We start from the raw sequence: 17,075 nt of genomic DNA on the forward strand, positions 1-17,075 counted from the left end.
GCATCGTCAAGTTCGACGGCTGGACCCGCATCCAGCCCCAGGCGTCGCGCAAGGGCGCCGAGGACACCGTGCTGCCCGATCTCAAGCAGGGCGACGTGCTCGACATCGATCAGGTGGACGCCAACCAACACTTCACCAAGCCGCCGGCGCGCTACACCGAAGCCAGCCTGGTGAAGGAACTGGAGAAGCGCGGCATCGGCCGGCCCTCCACCTACGCCTCGATTATTTCCACCATCCAGGATCGGGGCTATGTCCGTCAGGACAACCGCCGTTTCTACGCGGAGAAGATGGGCGACATCGTCACCGACCGGTTGGCGGAAAGCTTCCCCGACCTGATGGACTACAACTTTACCGCCCAGATGGAGGAAACCCTGGATCAGATCGCCGAGGGCAAGCGCGGCTGGCGCGACGTGCTCGACGAGTTCTACCGGGACTTCCTGGCCAAGCTGGAAGCGGCCCAGGGCGAGGGCAGCGGCAAGCAGGCCAAGGGCGGCATGCGCGCCAACCTGCCCACCGACACCGACATCGAGTGCCCCAAATGCGGCCGCCCGATGCAGATCCGCACCGGTTCCACCGGCGTGTTCCTGGGGTGCTCGGGCTACAGCCTGCCGCCCAAGGAGCGCTGCACCGCCACCCTCAACCTGCTGCCCGGCGAAGAGGCGGTGCGCGCCGACGATGAGGAAGCGGAAACCCAGGAGCTGCGCCGCAAGAAACGCTGTCCCAAGTGCGGCACGGCGATGGAAAACTACCTGATCGACGAAAAGCGCAAGCTGCACATCTGCGGCAACAACCCGGACTGCGACGGCTACGTGGTGGAGAAGGGCGAATTCCGCATCAAGGGCTACGACGGCCCGACACTGGAATGTGAAAAGTGCGGCAGCGAAATGCAGCTGCGCACCGGCCGGTTCGGCAAGTTCTTCAAGTGCACCACTGATGACTGCGGCAACACCCGCAAGCTGCTCAAGAACGGCGAGCCGGCGCCGCCGCGCGCCGACCCGGTGCCCATGCCGCACCTCAAGTGCGAGAAGGTGGACGATCACTACCTGCTGCGCGACGGCGCCTCCGGCCTGTTCCTGGCCGCCAGCCAGTTTCCCAAGAACCGGGAAACCCGCGCGCCGCTGGTGGAAGAGGTGCAGTCGGTGGCCAAGGAACTGGACCCCAAGCACAAGTATCTCGCCGAGGCCCCCGCCGAGGACGCCAAAGGTCGCAAGGCGGTACTGCGCTACAGCCGCAAGGCGAAAGAGCAGTACGTGATGACCGAGGAGGACGGCAAGCCCACCGGCTGGTACGCCTTCTACCGCGACGGCGCCTGGGAAGTGGAAGAGAAAAAGACCGCGCCCAAGAAAAAAGCCGCCAAGAAAAAGGCGGCGAAGAAAAAAGCCCCGGCCAAAAAGAAGGCCGCCGCCAGGAAATAACGTCGTAGGAGCTTGCTCGCAAGCGAAAGGCCGGCAACCGTCGGCCTGCAGTCTTCCAGAGAGCGATTGATCATGTCCCGAATGGTTCGAGAAAGCGAAGTGAGCGGCCTGCGCGAGCGGCTGTTCTTCGCCCGCAGTCTGCTCAAGCAGCTGTACAGCGACGAGAGCGCCGCCGTGGGCCAGCGCCTGGCGTTGCGCGGCGCGGTGGTGTTTCATTTGTATTCAGTGCTGGTGGGTCTGGCCCGGCAGGCGGCCAAGAACTATCAGGTGGCCGGCTACGAGGATCTGATCAGCCTGGCGGCCCTGGAGCAGGCGTTTCAGCGCGCCGAGGTGCGCGCCCAGGAAATCCAGGTGCTGGCCTCGGCGCGCGCCGACCGCGCGGATCTGGTGTTCTGGCTGGACCAGGAAATCCGCGCCGCGGTGGGCGCCGCCGGGCTGGCCCGCCGGCCCACGCCGCCGGGTGAAGGCAATGATCTGGCGATGCGCGCCGAGGACCCCTACGCGCCGCTCGCCTACGGCGATCTCGAACGTCTGGAACAGGCCGCGCGCCGTGTTGAGGAACTGATCGAGCATTGCGGCGCCTATATGGAAGAATGGTAGGAAATCACTGAATGGAAACGCCGATGTTTTTGCTTATCGTTTTTGCCCTGGTCGCCATCGGGTTTTCGTTCCTGTGCTCAATTCTGGAAGCCGCCCTGCTGTCGATCACCCCCAGCTATATCGCCGGCCTCAAGGGTGAGCGGCCCAAGCTGTTCGAGAAGCTGCGCAAGCTCAAGGACGACATCGACGACCCGCTGGCGGCGATCCTCACCCTCAACACCATCGCCCACACCGCCGGCGCCACCGGGGTCGGTGCCCAGGTGGCGGTGATCTTCGGCGAGGCCTATCTGGGCGCGGCGTCGGCGGTGATGACGCTGGCCATCCTGATTCTCTCCGAGATCATTCCCAAGACCATCGGCGCCAAGTTCTGGCGCACCCTGGCGCCCATGCTGCCGCCGGTGCTGAACCTGATGATTCTGGTGCTCAAGCCGTTCGTGTGGCTGTCCAAGATCGTCACCCGGCAGATCGGCGCCGGCGAGCCGGACACCGATATCCGCGCCGAGCTCAAGGCGATGGCGGCCATCGGCCGCGATCAGCAGGCCCTGGACGAGGACGAGCAGCGGGTGATCACCAATGTGCTCAACCTCCACGAGATCAAGGTGGAGAAGGTGATGACCCCGCGCACCGTGGTGCGCTCGCTGGGCCCGGACGAGAGCGTGGCCGACGTGCGCCAGCGCCTGGCCGGCTCGCCGTTTTCCCGCTTCCCGGTGATCAACGAACACGACGAAGCGGTCGGCTACGTGCACAAGAGCGACCTGCTGGAAGTGGAGGGCGACCGCAAGGTCAGTGAGCTGGCCCGTGGCATGGCGCCGTTCCGCGCCACCATGAATATTGAATACGTGTTCGGCGAAATGCTGCGCGAGCGCCAGCACCTGGGCATGGTCTATGACGACCTGGGCACCTGGGTGGGGTTGATCACCATGGAAGACATTATCGAGACCCTGTTGGGGCACGAGATCATGGATGAGACCGATAACGTGTCCAATCTGCGGCGGTATGCGAAGCAGCGCTGGAGCCGGCGGTTGAAGAAGCGTGCTGACTCGGGCCAGTAGAGCCCGCTCCTACAATTGACCTGTGGGGCCTCAAACGCTAGTTTAAAACGTCTGTTTCCAGGCGTGAGGCCGGCATGTCCCAATCCGATACCGTGCAGCGCATTCTTGATGCGGCGGAAGTTCTGTTCGCCCAGAAGGGGTTCGCCGAGACCAGCCTGCGCGCCATCACCAGCCGGGCCGGCGTTAATCTGGCGGCGGTCAATTACCACTTCGGTTCCAAGGAAGCGCTGATCCAGGCGGTGTTCGAGCGCTATTTGACGCCGTTCTGCCAGGCCCTGGACGCCAAGCTCGAGGAACTGGAAGGCGAAACCCGCAGCGGTGGCGACGTGCCCCTGGAGAAGCTGTTCACCGTGGCCTCCCGGCTGGCGCTGGGCTCCCACGGCGACGAACCGCGCCGGGCGATGATCTTCTTCCGCCTCTCTGGGCAGGCCTACAGCCAGCCGCAGGACCACCTGCGTGCCTGGCTGCGCGAACATTACGGCCCGGTGTTCCGCCGCTTCCTGGCCCTGCTGCGCCGGGCGGTGCCCGACGTGCCGCCGATGGAGCTGTTCTGGCGGGTGCACTTCAGCCTGGGCGCGGTGATCTTCACCCTGTCCGGCATGGAATCGCTGCAGGCGATCAGCAAGAAAGACTTCAACCAGAGCGTCACCGCCGCCCACATCACCCAGCAGCTCCTACCCTTCGTGGTCGGCGGCATTGTAGGAGCGGGCCCAGCCCGCGAAAGGCAAGCGTAGCTTGCCGGCAGGATCCCAGAGAGGGTGTTGCTGCCGCCCTTAGATACGCCTCTGGAATCCTGCCGGGGCTTCGCCCCTTTCGCGGGCAGGGCCCGCTCCCACAAGGCCCGCTCCCACAAGGTTCCGCCGCCACAGTGCTTACAACCCGCCGCCCATCCTGTATCTTCTCGCTATGCCTATTTTCGTGTCGCTCAGCGATCAAACCCTGACCCTGGAAAGCCCTGAAGACACGCTCCGGTTTCCGGTGTCCACCGCCGCCGTGGGCGCCGGTGAGCGCCACGGCAGCGGCGCCACGCCGCGCGGCCGGCATCTGGTGCGGGCCCGCTTCGGCGCCGGTTTGCCGGCGGGCGCGGTGTTCGCGGGCCGTCGCTTTCACGGTGAGTTTTACGACCCGGAGCGGGCACGGGAAGCCCCGGAACGGGACTGGATTCTCAGCCGCATTCTGTGGCTCGGCGGTCTGCAGCCGGGCGTCAATCAGGGCGGCGACGTGGATAGTTTCCGCCGCTTTATTTATATTCACGGCACGCCGGACGACCAGCCCATGGGCGAGCCGGCTTCGCATGGCTGCATCCGCATGCGCAACACGGATGTGATCACTCTTTTTGAACGGGTACCGGTGGCCACGCCGGTGACCATCGTCGAGTAAGACACCCCGCTTATGTCGAACCAAACCGATACCCAGCCGCTGCTGATGCTGGACCTGGAAGGCCTTACCGTAACGGCGGAAGAGCAGGAGTTGCTGCGTCACCCGGCGGTGGGCGGTCTGATTCTGTTCAGCCGCAACTACCAGGAACCGGACCAGCTTTACGAGCTGATTCACCAAGTGCGGGCGGCGCGCCCGGACCTGCTGATCGCCGTGGACCAGGAGGGCGGCCGGGTGCAGCGTTTCCGCACCGAGTTCACCCGCCTGCCGCCGATGGCGGCGCTGGGCCGTTACCACGGGCGCGATCCCGAAGCCGCTTGCCACGCCGCCGACCTGCTCGGCGAACTGATGGCGGACGAGCTGCGCGCCTACGACATCGACATCAGTTTCGCGCCGGTGCTGGATCTGGATTTCGGCACCAGCAGCGTGATCGGCGACCGCAGCTTCAACGCCGATCCGCACGCGGTCACCGAACTGGCCGGCGCCTTTATCGACGGCATGGCCCGCGCCGGCATGGCCGCCACCGGCAAGCACTTTCCTGGCCACGGCCACGTGGCGGCGGACTCCCATCTGGAGCTGCCGGAAGACCCGCGTACCTGGGAACAGCTGCAGGACGACCTGGTGCCGTTCAAGGCGCTGGCGCCGCGTCTGGACGGCATCATGCCCGCCCATGTCCGTTATCAGGCGGTGGACGCCGAGCCGGCGGGCTTTTCCCGCCACTGGCTGGGCAAGGTGCTGCGCGGTGACTGCGGCTACCGCGGTGTGATCTTCTCCGACGATCTGGGCATGGCCGGCGCCGCCGGTGCCGGTGACTTTTCCCAGCGCGCCCAGGCCGCCCTGGGGGCGGGTTGCGACATGGTGCTGGTGTGCAACGACCGCCCCGGCGCCGTGGCCGTGGCGCAATGGCTGGAAGGCCGCCGCTTCGAGCACCGGGTCGGCGCCGCCGCCCTGCGCGGCAAGCCCCGCGCCCCCATGCATCTGAGCCGCCGCCGGCAGGCCGGCGACGTGGCCGACCTGCTTAATAAGGACCTGTAATGAACTGGGAAGCGCTGACCGACTGGCGACAACTTCTGGTGTGGCCCGGGCCGGACACCGAAACCGCGTTGTGGGTGACTCAGGTTTTCGCCGTGGTGCTGTGCACCGTCACCGTCAACTTCATCCTGATGCGGGTGATCGACATCATTGATCATTTCAGCCGCGAAACCCACAACCTGTGGGACGACGCCCTGCTGGATTCCCTGCGCATTCCGATCCGCCTGCTGATCTGGGTGGTGGGTCTGTCGGTGGCCGCGGAAATGATGCAGGCGGTGTCCGAGGCGGCGGTGTTCGATTACGTCGGCGACGCCCGCCGCGTGGCGTTCATCCTTATCGTCGCGCTGTTCCTGACCAAGCTGGTCGGCAACGTGGAAAAAAACCTGATCGACCCCGATCGCATGCGCAACCCGATGGATCAGACCACCGCCTCGGCGGTGGGCAAGCTGCTGCGCATTTCGGTGTTGATCACCGCCTTTCTGATCATTCTGCAAACGCTGGGTTACAGCATCTCCGGGGTGCTGGCGTTCGGCGGCCTGGGCGGCATGGCGGTGGCGTTCGCCGCCAAGGATCTGCTCGCCAACTTTTTCGGCGGTGCCATGGTGTACATGGACAAGCCGTTCAAAGTGGGCGAGTGGGTGCGTTCGCCGGACCGCAGCATCGAAGGCACGGTGGAGCACATCGGCTGGCGCCTGACGCGCATCCGCACCTTCGACCAGCGGCCGCTGTACGTGCCCAACGCCATGTTCACCACGGTGATCCTGGAAAACCCGTCGCGCATGCTTAACCGCCGCATCAACGAGAAGGTGGGCATCCGCTTCGACGACTGGGAGAAGATGCCCGCCATCGTCGACGCGGTGCGCGAGATGGCCAAGAAGCACAAGGATCTGGAAACCGAACACCGCACCCTGATCGTCAACTTCGACAGCTACGGCGCGTCGCACATTGAATTCTTTATCTACACCTTCACCAAGACCACGGACTGGGTCACCTACCATGAAATCAAACAGGACGTGCTGATGCGCATCATGGCCATTGTCCATGAGCACGGCGCCGAGTTCGCCTTCCCCAGCCGCACGCTGTACATGGCGGCCAACGATGAAGGGGACGAGGAATTCGAGGACGACGAGGACGAGGTCGCCGAAGGGCGCGCCGCGCAACGCCGTTCGCGCCGCCGCAGCCGCAACCGTCGCGACCGTAACCAGACCTGGAAAGGCGACCAGGACCAATCCGAGGAGGACGCCGATGGCGACTGAAATGGCCACTGAACTGAAGCAAGAACTGATGCGCGTGCGCCGCGAAGCCCGCGAGCTGTATTCCCGCGACCAGGTGGAAGAGGCGGTGGCCAAGGTGGCGATCAAGCTGGCCGAGGACTATTCCGAGCGCTTCCCGGTGTTCGTCACCATCATGAACGGCGGCCTGGTGTTCGCCGGCCAGTTGCTCACCCGTCTGGACATTCCGCTGGAGGTGGATTACCTGCACGCCAGCCGCTACCTGGGCGAGACCAGCGGCGGCGACGTGCAGTGGATCGTTACCCCCACCGCCAATCTGGAAGGCCGCGACGTGGTGATTCTGGACGACATTCTGGACGTGGGCTCCACGCTGCTGTCGATCATCGACGCCTGCAAGGCCCAGGGCGCCGCCAGCGTCAAAACCTGCGTGCTGGTGGACAAGGTCCACGACCGCAAGGCGCAACCCGGCCTGAAAGCCGACTACACCGCCCTGGAAGCGGAAGACCTTTACCTGTTCGGCATGGGCATGGACTACAAAGGTTACTGGCGTAACGCGCCGGGTATCTTCGCGGTGGAGGAGGCCTGAGGTGCTGGCATTTATCGGCGGAACCGGTCTCACCCGCATGGACGACCTCGAGATTCGTCACCGGCACGATATCGAGACCCGCTACGGCAAGCCCTCGGCGCCGGTGGCGGAAGGCGAGCTCAACGGTGTGCCGGTGCTGTTCCTGGCCCGCCACGGCGACCCCCATGTGTGGCTGCCGCACCAGGTGAACTACCGGGCCAACCTGCAGGCCCTAAAGGACGCCGGCGCCACCGCCATCGTGGCGGTCAACGCGGTGGGCGGCATCACCGCCCCGGCCGGCGCCCTGGTGTTGCCCGAGCAGATCATCGACTACACCTGGGGCCGCGACAGCACCCTGTTCGACGACCCGAACGACCCGCTGGTGCACGTGGACTTCAGCTGGCCGTTCGACCCGGTGCTGCGCCGCCGGCTGCGCGGTGCGTTGGAGCGCGCCGGCCTGCAATGGGTGGACGGCGGCTGCTACGCCGCCACCCAGGGGCCGCGCCTGGAAACCGCCGCCGAGATCCTGCGCCTGGAGCGCGACGGCTGCGACATCGTCGGCATGACCGGCATGCCGGAAGCGGTGCTCGCCCGCGAGCTGGACATCCCCTACGCCATGCTGTCACTGGTGGTGAACCCGGCCGCCGGCAAAGCCAACCGGGAAATCACCATGGCGGAAATCGAAGCGGTGCTGCACACCGGCATGGCCGACGTCCGCACTGCCCTCGCCACCCTCGCCAAAGCCGGCTAATCGCCATTGTTTGTGGGAGCGGGCCCTGCCCGCGAAAGGGGCGAAGCCCCGGCAGGATTCCAGAGACCTGTCTAACCGCAGCAGCAGGGAGAAAGCATGCAGCACTATGATGTCGTAATTATCGGCGCGGGCGCGGCGGGTTTGATGTGCGCCGCCAGCGCCGGTTACCGCGGCCGCTCGGTGCTGGTGCTGGACCACGCCAACAAGGCCGGCAAGAAGATCCTGATGTCCGGCGGCGGGCGCTGTAATTTCACCAACCTGAACACCACCCCGGACCATTTCGTGTCCGCCAACCCGCATTTCTGCAAGTCCGCGCTGCATCGCTACAGCCCCTGGCACTTCGTGGAGCTGGTGGAGCGCCACGGCGTCGGCCATGTGGAGAAGGCGCCGGGCCAGTTGTTCTGCGACACCTCGAGCAAGGCGATTCTTCAGGTGCTGCTCACCGAGTGCGAGTGGGCCGGCGCTGAAGTGCGTTTGAACACCGCGGTGACCCACATCAACGACCGGCCCGTGGGGGAGGGCGCCGCCGGCGGCCCGCCGGACACGGACGAGCGCGGCTTTCGCCTGCGTACCGGTAGCGGTGAAATTCGCTGCGAGCGCCTGGTGATCGCCGCCGGCGGTCTGTCCATTCCCACCCTGGGCGCCAGTGCTTTCGCCTACCGGGTGGCGGAGCAGTTCGGCCTGAAGGTGCTGCCCACCCGAGCCGGGCTGGTGCCGTTCACCCTGCAGCCTTCGGACAAAGCCTGGCTGGCGGCGCTCAGCGGCGTCAGCGCGGAGGTGCGCGCGGAAGCCGGCGGCCGCGCCTTCGCCGAACCCATGTTGATAACCCATCGGGGTCTGTCCGGCCCGGCCATGTTGCAGGTGTCCAGTTTCTGGACGCCGGGGGACGCAGTGACGGTGGACTGGTTGCCGGCGCTGGCGGACCCGCTGGCGGCGCTGCGTCAGGCCCGGCAGGAACAGCCCGGGACCGGCGTGGAGAAATGGCTGCGCGGCTTCTTCTCGCAGCGGCTGGCCGGCGCCCTGGCGGCGCACTTCGGCTGGTCCGGGCCGTTGCAGCATTACAGCAACGAAGCGCTGGCGGAGATCGCCTCAATATTGAAAGGCTGGCGTTTCAAACCCTCCGGCACGGAAGGCTACCGCACCGCCGAGGTCACCCTGGGCGGCGTGGACACGGACAGCGTTTCTTCCAAAACCTTCGAAGTGACGAACGTGCCCGGCCTGTACTTTATCGGCGAGGCCCTGGACGTCACCGGTGAACTGGGCGGCTTTAATTTCCAGTGGGCCTGGGCCAGCGGCTGGTGCGCCGGGCAAGCGGTGTAAGGGCGCTGGGATCCTGCCGGCAAGCTTTGCTTGCCTTTCGCGGGCGGGGCCCGCTCCCACAGTCCGCCCCCACATGCCCGCTACCGCAAACCGGTTCTCACAAGGCGCTTGCCCTAATTTATCCTCCCAAAGTATTACGCCTTTCGGTGTGTTTTTTCTGCCGTCGTCATTAACGCGTGAAACTTTTTAGACCTCTTTGTTAAACGGCATGTTCGCGCGGTGAATAATTGTCGTGATGTGGTAAGACCCGGCACTAGCTTCATGACGTCCCTCTTCCCTGCGGCGCACAATTCCGCCTGAGCAGACGTATACATTGCGTCTCACTGATTGGTTTTGAACAACTCAGGTTTGAATAACAACGCCCTCGGGAGAGAGACAAATGAAAAACCTTGAACGGCTTATCGGACTGGGTCTGCTGACCACGGCGCTGGTCGCCTGTGGCGGCGGTGGCGGTTCCAGCGGTGCGGGCACCACGGCCAGCACCGGTGGCGGTGGTGGTGGCACCCCATCGACGGACGACGGTACGCCCCGCGCTGACGATCCGATGGCGCCGGCCCCGGCGCCGCAGGGCTCCTCATTCAGCGGCCGCCAGTACAGCTGCGAAGGCGATGAGTGTCTGGTGGGTAAATTCGAAGGCCCGTTTGCCGAGCCCACCATCCGCTACAGCGATTCCACCACCGGCGACATGATGCGCGTGGTGACCACCGACGATAAATGCCTGGAGGACGCCGACGGTGACCTGCGCTGCAAGCCCGCCGCTGGTTCCATCGCGCTGCTGCCGGATAACCGGCTGCTGTACTTCAATGCTCTTGAAGGCACCGAGAACGTGGAACTGTCCATTATTGCTGAGTTTGGCTTCGTGTCCGTGAATGATCAGACCCGGGTACTGAATCTGGGCCCTGCCGGCGCCGAGGATGACCTGTCCTGGCAACGGCCCTCGCCCGTGGATGGCGGTGCTAACGTGGACGGCAATGACAGCGACACGCTGCTACCTGGAGGTTTTCTGTCCGACGCTGAAAGTACCGACGGCAACGACGGCGCGCTTTTCTGCTCAGATTTGATTCAACTCGCCGACGGCCGAATCATGGCGGTTGGTGGTACTGATTATTATAACGAGCCCTCTCTTGGTGCTGTATTCCCTCCGGCGCGCGATTTGCTTGGTTCCATTGACTTGGAAATTCCTCTGCCGGGTAATTTGGGAGAAGTTAGTATTCCCGATGATATTGGTGTGGTGGAATTGGAAGGACTTAAGGATGCCCGCATTTTTAATCCGGAGGATAATAGTTGGAGCCAGACCGGACATATGACCCACGGACGCTGGTATCCGACGCTGGTCACTCTGCAGGATGGTGATGTCTTCGTTGCCAGTGGTGTGACCAAGCTGCTTAAGCCAGTGTACACCGGCGCTCTGTTGGGCGGTGAGAGTACCGGCCTGCGTGAATTGTTGCAATCCGCGGATAACGTACGCACCAGCGAAACCTACGACCTGGAGAATGGCACTTGGTCTGAGAACGGGGACCGGCCTTTCTCGGCACTTGACACCACGGCCGGCAAGCCATTGCCGCTTTTTCCCAGGTTACATCTTTTGCCCAACGGGCACGTTTTTTATAATGCCGCCGGACAGGCGTTCAACCCGTTCGGCCAGTCCTACAACCAGGCGCAGTGGAATTTCGTGTCCGCTTATGATCCAGAAGAAGAGCTTTGGACGGATCTGGGCTACGCCGGCTTGAACCTCCAACTCGACGAGCTCGGTTTGGACCGCGTCACTTCCGCACTTACGCTTACCAGCCCCAACTTGCTGGAAGATTTGATTGGTACCGGTTCCGGGCTGCTCTCCAGTTTGTTGGGCGATACCCTTGGAAGCTTGGAACAAGTAGGGAATCTGCTTGGCGACGTGGTTGACCCTAAGGTGGTGAACCGAGTCCTTGGAGCAGGGTTCAGGGGGTCCACATTTTCCATCATGATGCCTTTACGCCCCGATGAAAACGGGGCTTACAATAAAGCAAGCTTCCTTACAGCTGGCGGCGTGCTAGGTCTGGTGGCGGCTAATAGTCCTGGCAGCTACCTGGCGGTACCCAACAGCCGTCTGGATACCGTGGAAGTCAACGCAGACACGGAGTCCGGCATGCGTTATTCGTCTGAGATCGTCGGCAACTTGAATGGTCCGCGCTGGTATCCGTCCGGCGTATTATTGCCCGACGGCTCTGTCATGGCGTTTAACGGGGCTAATCGCGACGAGGTCGTCCTGCCTGGCTCCGCCGTGCCGGTCCAGACCGTGGAGCGCTTTGATCCTAAAACTCAAGAATGGACGGAGATGGCTACATCGATCAAGGCCCGTACCTACCACAACACCGCGCTGTTGCTCCCCGACGGCCGGGTGCTGGTGGGCGGCCACGCGCCGATCAACACCGCCTACCTGTTCAGCCTCAACCTGGAAGAGCTGGGCCTGTCCCCGAACGACGGTCGTGACCCGTCCTTCGAGATCTACAGCCCGCCGTACGTGTTCAAGGACCGTCCGGAAATCATCCAGGCGCCGAGTGAAGTGGATCACGGCGACACCATCCAGATCGCGGTGGACGACGCCTCCGCCATCAACGAAGTAATGATGGTGCGCCGCACCAGCCTTACCCACCTGGTGGATGGCGATCAGCGCAACGTGGTGCTGCCGCATACGGCCAACGGCAACAGCGTGCGCGTGCAGATTCCCGAGAACGCGGCGGTGATGCCGGCCGGTCACTACATGCTGTTCGTGAACCGCGTCGCCAGTGACGGTTCCGGCATGGTGGTGCCGTCCGTATCCGCACCGGTGCAGGTGATGCTGCCTTCCAGCACGCCGGGCCTGGTGGTTCAACGCTAAGGAGTCGACATGACGAGACGTAACCGCAACACCCACGCTCGTCTTGCCGCCTGTTTGCTGGGTGCCGTGCTTGCCACGGCACCCACTCTGGCCCTGGCCCACGGGCCGGAGGCCAAGGCGGTGAAGGCGCGGCTGGCGCCGTTGTCGACCACCCTGGACGGTATCAACGCCCAGGTGCAGACGACAGTGGCGCCGCAATTGGTGGTCGCCAACGACAGCCCGCGCACCCTGGAGATTTTCGACCAGGAAGGGCGGGTCTTCCTACGAATCAACGAGCAGGGCGTGCTGGCGGACCTGGCCAGCCCGGCTTGGTACCGCAGCCAGACCGCCGCACGCGGCGTGCCGATCCCGGAAGGCGCCAGCCAGGACGCGGAGCCGCGCTGGGCGCTGGTGCACAAGGAGCCCAACTGGGGCTGGTTTGATCCCCGCCTGCGCACCGATGAGATTGAAGTGCCCCACGACATGGAGCACGCCGGCAAACCGGGGGCGATCAGCCAGTGGTCGGTGCCGGTGCGGTTCGACGGCGAGGAAAGCACCCTGGCCGGTGAATTCCGCTATGAGCCGCTGCCGCCCGGATCCTTCCAGTCGCGGCTGACCTCGGATCGGGAACCGGCCAAGGGCGTTAGCGTGAGCCTGGCGCCGGGCACCGTGCCGGCGGTGCACATTCATAACCAGAGCGGCAAGCCGGTGGTGGTGGCGGACGCTGACGGCCGCGCGCATCTGCGCATCGGCCCGGGCGGCAGCTTTATGAACGCCAACCAGGAGCAGGGCGAACCGCGGTGGGTGAAAGTGGCCGGCGGTTCCCGCTACACCTGGACCGAGCCGCGCGCCACCTACGGCGACCTGCGGCCGCCGGAAAAGGTGTCCCAGGCCGGCCGCCGCGCGCAGGTGGCGACCTGGTCGCTGCCGGTCACCGTGGACGGTGAGCCGGTGGCGGTGAAAGGCGTGGTGGACTGGCTGCCCGGCGAGCAAGTCGCCGCCGGTGGCGGGCACCACTAAAGCGGAGGACTTGTAGGAGCGGGCCTTGTGGGAGCGGGCCCCGCCCGCGAAAGGGAGCGAAGCTTCCGGCAGGATTCCAGAGACATTGTTTGCGCGCCTTTAGAAAGCTCTCTGGGATCCCGCCGGCCGGCTTTGCCGGCCTTTCGCGGGCAGGGCCCGCTCCCACCAGGTCGCTCCCACCCGTTGTTTTAAGCGTTTGAGCCGCTCAGGCGGTTCAGGACTTCCCCTACCACCTCAATGCGCTCCTGCGCGGTTTCGGATTCCAGTTCGAAACGGAGGGTGCTGGCGCCTTCCAGCTTGTAGACGTTGGGTCCGGACTGCACCAGTTTGACGATGGTGAGCGGGTCCACCGGGGTGCGCTCGGCGAATTCCAGCTTGCCGCCGCGGCCGTGGGCGTCGAGCCGGGTGATGCCCAGTTTTTCCGCCCTTTGCCGCAGTTCGGTGACCTGGAACAGGTTCTTCACCGGCTCCGGCAGCAGCCCGAAGCGGTCGATCATTTCCACCTGCAGCTCCTTGAGCTGATCCTTGTTCTTGCTGCCTGCAATGCGCTTGTACAGTGTCAGGCGGGTGAATACGTCGGGCAGATAATCCTCGGGAATCAGCGCCGGAATGCGCAGGTTCACTTCCGGGCCGCCGGACAGCGGTTTGGCGGTGTCCGGTTGCTCGCCGCGTTTGAGCGCTTCCACCGCCTGCTCCAGCATCTCCATGTAGAGCGAGAAGCCGATGCTCTCCATATTGCCGTGCTGTTCTTCGCCGAGCAGTTCGCCGGCGCCGCGAATTTCCAGATCCTGGCTGGCGAGCACGAAGCCGGCGCCCAGGTCGGTGGCCTGTTCGATGGCTTCCAGACGCTTTAGCGCGTCCTTGGTCATGGCGCGCGGCCCGGGGGTGGTGAGGTAGGCGTAGGCCTGGTGGTGGCTGCGGCCCACGCGCCCGCGCAGCTGGTGCAGCTGCGCCAGGCCGAGCTTGTCGGCGCGCTCGATGATGATGGTGTTGGCGCTGGGCACGTCGATGCCGGTTTCAATAATGGTGGAACACACCAGCACGTTGAAGCGGCGGTGGTAGAAGTCGCTCATCACCGCTTCCAGCTCGCGCTCGCGCATCTGCCCGTGGGCGATGCCCACCCGGGCGTCGGGCACCAGCTTGCGGATGTCCTCGGCGGTGCGCGCCATGGTGTCGATGTCGTTGTGCAGGTAGTAAACCTGACCGCCGCGCAGCAGCTCGCGCAGGATCGCTTCCTTGATGGCGGTGTCGTCTTTTTGCTGCACGAAGGTTTTCACCGACAGCCGCTTCTGCGGCGGCGTGGCGATAATGGAAATATCGCGCATGCCGCTCATCGCCATGTTCAGAGTACGCGGGATCGGCGTGGCGGTGAGGGTGAGGATGTCGCACTCGGCGCGCATTTCCTTCAGGCGCTCCTTGTGGCGCACGCCGAAGCGGTGCTCCTCGTCGACGATGATCAGCCCCAGGTCGTGGAAGGAAACCGATTCCTGCAACAGCTGGTGGGTGCCGACGATGATGTCCACCTTGCCGCTTTCCAGCCGCTTGAGCACGTCGGCGCGGTCCTTGGCGTTGCGGAACCGGGACAGCACTTCCACGTTCACGGCCCAGTCGGCGAAGCGGTCGATAAAGGATTCGTAGTGTTGCTGGGCGAGCAGGGTGGTGGGCACCAGCACCGCCACCTGGGCGCCTTTTTGCACCGCCACGAAGGCGGCGCGCATGGCCACCTCTGTCTTGCCGAAGCCGACGTCGCCGCACACCAGCCGGTCCATGGGCTTGGCCAGCTGCATGTCGCTGAGCACCGCGCGGATGGCGCTCTCCTGGTCCGGGGTCTCCTCGAACGGGAAGCCGGCGGCGAAGCGCTCGTAGTCTTCCGCTTCCACCGCGAAGGCGCGCCCCTGGCGGGCTTCCCGGCGGGCGTAGGTGTTGAGCAGCTCGGCGGCCACGTCGTGGATTTTTTCCGCCGCCTTCTGGCGCGCCTTGGTCCACTGCTCGGTGCCCAGCCGGTTGAGCGGCGGGTTGTCCGCGCCGCCGTACCGGCTGATCAGGTGCAGCGAGGACACCGGCACATAGAGCTTGTCGCCGCCGGCGTACTCCAGCAGCAGGAATTCGTGTTGCTGGCGGTCCACCTCCATGTGCACCAGGCCCTGGTAGCGGCCGACGCCGTGGTCCAGGTGCACCACCGCCGCGCCGGGGCTGATCTCGCCCAGGGTGCGGATGCCCAGCTCGTTGCCGCTCTCCTCGCTGGTGCGCCGGCGGCGGCGCTGCATCACCCGCTCGCCGTAGAGCTCGTTTTCGGTGACCACCAGCAGGTCGTGGTCGGGGGCGTAGAAGCCGGCGTCCAGCTCGCCGCGGGTGAGCGCCCAGCGGTCCGGTTCGTTGATGAAATGCGCCCAGCCCTCCTTCATCACCGGCTGGATGCCGATCTTCTGCATCATCTCCAGCAGCGCCTCGCGGCGGCCGGCGGTTTCCGCCACCACCAGAATGCGGGTGTCCGGGTGGGCGTCGGCGAAGGTATGCAGCGGCGCCAGCGGGTTGCGCGCCTTGGCGTCGGCGGACACCGTGGGCGGCACCTCCACGTCGAAGCGCACCGCCTGCTCCGAATCCTTCTGCCGGGCCCGGGGCAGGGTCTGCCAGGCGCTGTTGAGCTGATCCGGGCGCAGGAACAGGTCCGTCGGCGGCAGCACCGGCCGGCGGATGTCGTGGCGGCGTTGCTCGTAACGGGCGCTGACCTCGTCCCAGAAGTGCCGGGCGGCCTCTTCACAGCCGGCCATCTCCACCGCCCGCGCCTTGCCGGGCAGGTAGTCGAACAAGGTGGCCAGACCGTCGAAAAACAGCGGCAGATAGTATTCCAGGCCCGGGGTGGCGATGCCCTCGGACACGTCCTGATAGAGCGGCACCTTGCGCGGGTCCACGTCGAAGGTGTCGCGGAAGGCGGTGCGGAACCGGCGGATGCCCTCGGCGCTGAGCGGGTACTCGGCGGCGGGCAGCAGATTGATCTCGCTGACCTGGCCGGTGGAGCGCTGGGACTCCGGGTCGAACAGGCGCAGCGACTCGATGTCCTCGTCGAACAGCTCGACACGGAACGGCTGCTCCGAACCCATCGGGAAGACGTCCATGATGGCGCCGCGCACCGCGAATTCGCCGTGCTCGTAGACGTTGTCGCGCTGCCGGTAGCCGCAGTCCACCAGCCGCGCGCGGGTGGTCTCCATATCGAAGGTTTCGCCCACCCGCAACATGAAACTGTTGCCGCTGATGTGCAGCGGCGGCGCGATGCGCTGCATCAGGGTGTTCACCGGCACCACCAGCACGCCGGTGCCGGCGCCGTGCAGCCAGTTCAGCACCCGGATGCGGTCGCTGACGATGTCCTGGTGCGGGCTGAACAGGTCGTAGGGCAGGGTCTCCCAGTCCGGGAACAGCATTACCGGCACCTCGCCGGCGGCGCCCGGGTTGCCCGCCACAGGCATGCCTGCCAGGTAGAACCCCAGGGCATCCGCGAGCTGCTGGGCGCGGCTGCTGTCCGGCGCGGCCACCAGCAAGGGGCCGTCGGCGGCGCGCGCCACCTCGGCGAGCACGGCGGCCAGGCTGCCGTCGGACAGGCCTTGCCAGTCTTTGTAGTGGTCCTGACCGGTCGGGAACAGAGGGGTATCGGGTAACAGCGTCATTTCGTCTCCAGCAGAGGGCGCGCATTGTACCCCACCGGCCCGCCGCTGTGGGAGCGGGGGCTCGCTCCCTCGGTGGCTGTGGTAACATTGTTGCCGTTTTTATTTATGCGCTGGGGAAGAAGAGCATGAGGGAATCAGTCAGTGAATTGATGCAGCGGTTCCGCCTGGAGCCGCTGGAGGACAACCTGTTCCGGGGGCTCAGCGAGGCCAACG

General features: G+C 65.1%; 13 protein-coding genes. 12 read left to right on the forward strand and 1 reads right to left on the reverse strand.

The features are described 5' to 3' along the window. From ACEQZD_RS00185 to ACEQZD_RS00240, 12 genes are all read left to right on the forward strand, one after another. Positions 1–1,415, forward strand: a 1,415-nt coding sequence (locus tag ACEQZD_RS00185) for a DNA topoisomerase (RefSeq protein WP_370183275.1), incomplete at its 5' end; no start/stop codon positions are given. A gap of 72 nt (positions 1,416–1,487) precedes the next feature. Continuing rightward, complete coding sequence (locus ACEQZD_RS00190; protein ID WP_194856510.1) at positions 1,488–2,015, forward strand: hypothetical protein; 528 nt, start codon at positions 1,488–1,490, stop codon at positions 2,013–2,015. Between the two features lie 23 nt (positions 2,016–2,038). Further along, on the forward strand, positions 2,039–3,067 hold the full coding sequence (locus ACEQZD_RS00195) for a CNNM domain-containing protein (RefSeq protein ID WP_335628789.1): 1,029 nt from the start codon (positions 2,039–2,041) through the stop codon (positions 3,065–3,067). A gap of 74 nt (positions 3,068–3,141) precedes the next feature. Then, positions 3,142–3,801, forward strand: a complete 660-nt coding sequence (locus ACEQZD_RS00200; RefSeq protein WP_370183277.1) for a TetR/AcrR family transcriptional regulator — start codon at positions 3,142–3,144, stop codon at positions 3,799–3,801. Positions 3,802–3,973: 172 nt separating this feature from the next. After that, positions 3,974–4,447: a L,D-transpeptidase family protein gene (locus ACEQZD_RS00205; protein ID WP_370183279.1), complete on the forward strand. Its 474-nt coding sequence runs from the start codon at positions 3,974–3,976 to the stop codon at positions 4,445–4,447. 12 nt (positions 4,448–4,459) lie between these two features. Further along, on the forward strand, positions 4,460–5,479 hold the full coding sequence (gene nagZ, locus ACEQZD_RS00210; protein WP_335628549.1) for a beta-N-acetylhexosaminidase: 1,020 nt from the start codon (positions 4,460–4,462) through the stop codon (positions 5,477–5,479). After that, positions 5,479–6,732, forward strand: coding sequence for a mechanosensitive ion channel family protein (locus tag ACEQZD_RS00215; protein WP_194856513.1), 1,254 nt, complete (start codon positions 5,479–5,481; stop codon positions 6,730–6,732). The genes nagZ and ACEQZD_RS00215 overlap by 1 nt, the downstream gene beginning before the upstream one ends. Beyond that, on the forward strand, positions 6,722–7,294 hold the full coding sequence (locus ACEQZD_RS00220; protein WP_370183282.1) for a hypoxanthine-guanine phosphoribosyltransferase: 573 nt from the start codon (positions 6,722–6,724) through the stop codon (positions 7,292–7,294). The genes ACEQZD_RS00215 and ACEQZD_RS00220 overlap by 11 nt, the downstream gene beginning before the upstream one ends. A gap of 1 nt (position 7,295) precedes the next feature. Continuing rightward, a complete protein-coding gene (locus tag ACEQZD_RS00225) occupies positions 7,296–8,024 on the forward strand; it encodes an S-methyl-5'-thioinosine phosphorylase (protein ID WP_370183284.1) in 729 nt (242 codons plus the stop codon). Between the two features lie 96 nt (positions 8,025–8,120). Then, positions 8,121–9,344, forward strand: a complete 1,224-nt coding sequence (locus ACEQZD_RS00230; RefSeq protein ID WP_370183285.1) for an NAD(P)/FAD-dependent oxidoreductase — start codon at positions 8,121–8,123, stop codon at positions 9,342–9,344. 379 nt (positions 9,345–9,723) lie between these two features. Then, a complete protein-coding gene (locus ACEQZD_RS00235) occupies positions 9,724–12,201 on the forward strand; it encodes a galactose oxidase-like domain-containing protein (protein ID WP_370183287.1) in 2,478 nt (825 codons plus the stop codon). 9 nt (positions 12,202–12,210) lie between these two features. Continuing rightward, entirely contained in the window at positions 12,211–13,200 is a 990-nt protein-coding gene (locus tag ACEQZD_RS00240) for a hypothetical protein (RefSeq protein ID WP_335628545.1), read from the forward strand. A 188-nt stretch (positions 13,201–13,388) separates the two neighbouring features. Here ACEQZD_RS00240 and mfd read toward each other — a convergent pair whose 3' ends face one another. Beyond that, positions 13,389–16,862, reverse strand: coding sequence for a transcription-repair coupling factor (gene mfd / locus ACEQZD_RS00245; RefSeq protein WP_335628544.1), 3,474 nt, complete (start codon positions 16,860–16,862; stop codon positions 13,389–13,391). Positions 16,863–17,075 lie beyond the last annotated feature (213 nt).

This window comes from Alloalcanivorax sp., assembly GCF_964221125.1.
Taxonomy (GTDB): domain Bacteria; phylum Pseudomonadota; class Gammaproteobacteria; order Pseudomonadales; family Alcanivoracaceae; genus Alloalcanivorax; species Alloalcanivorax venustensis.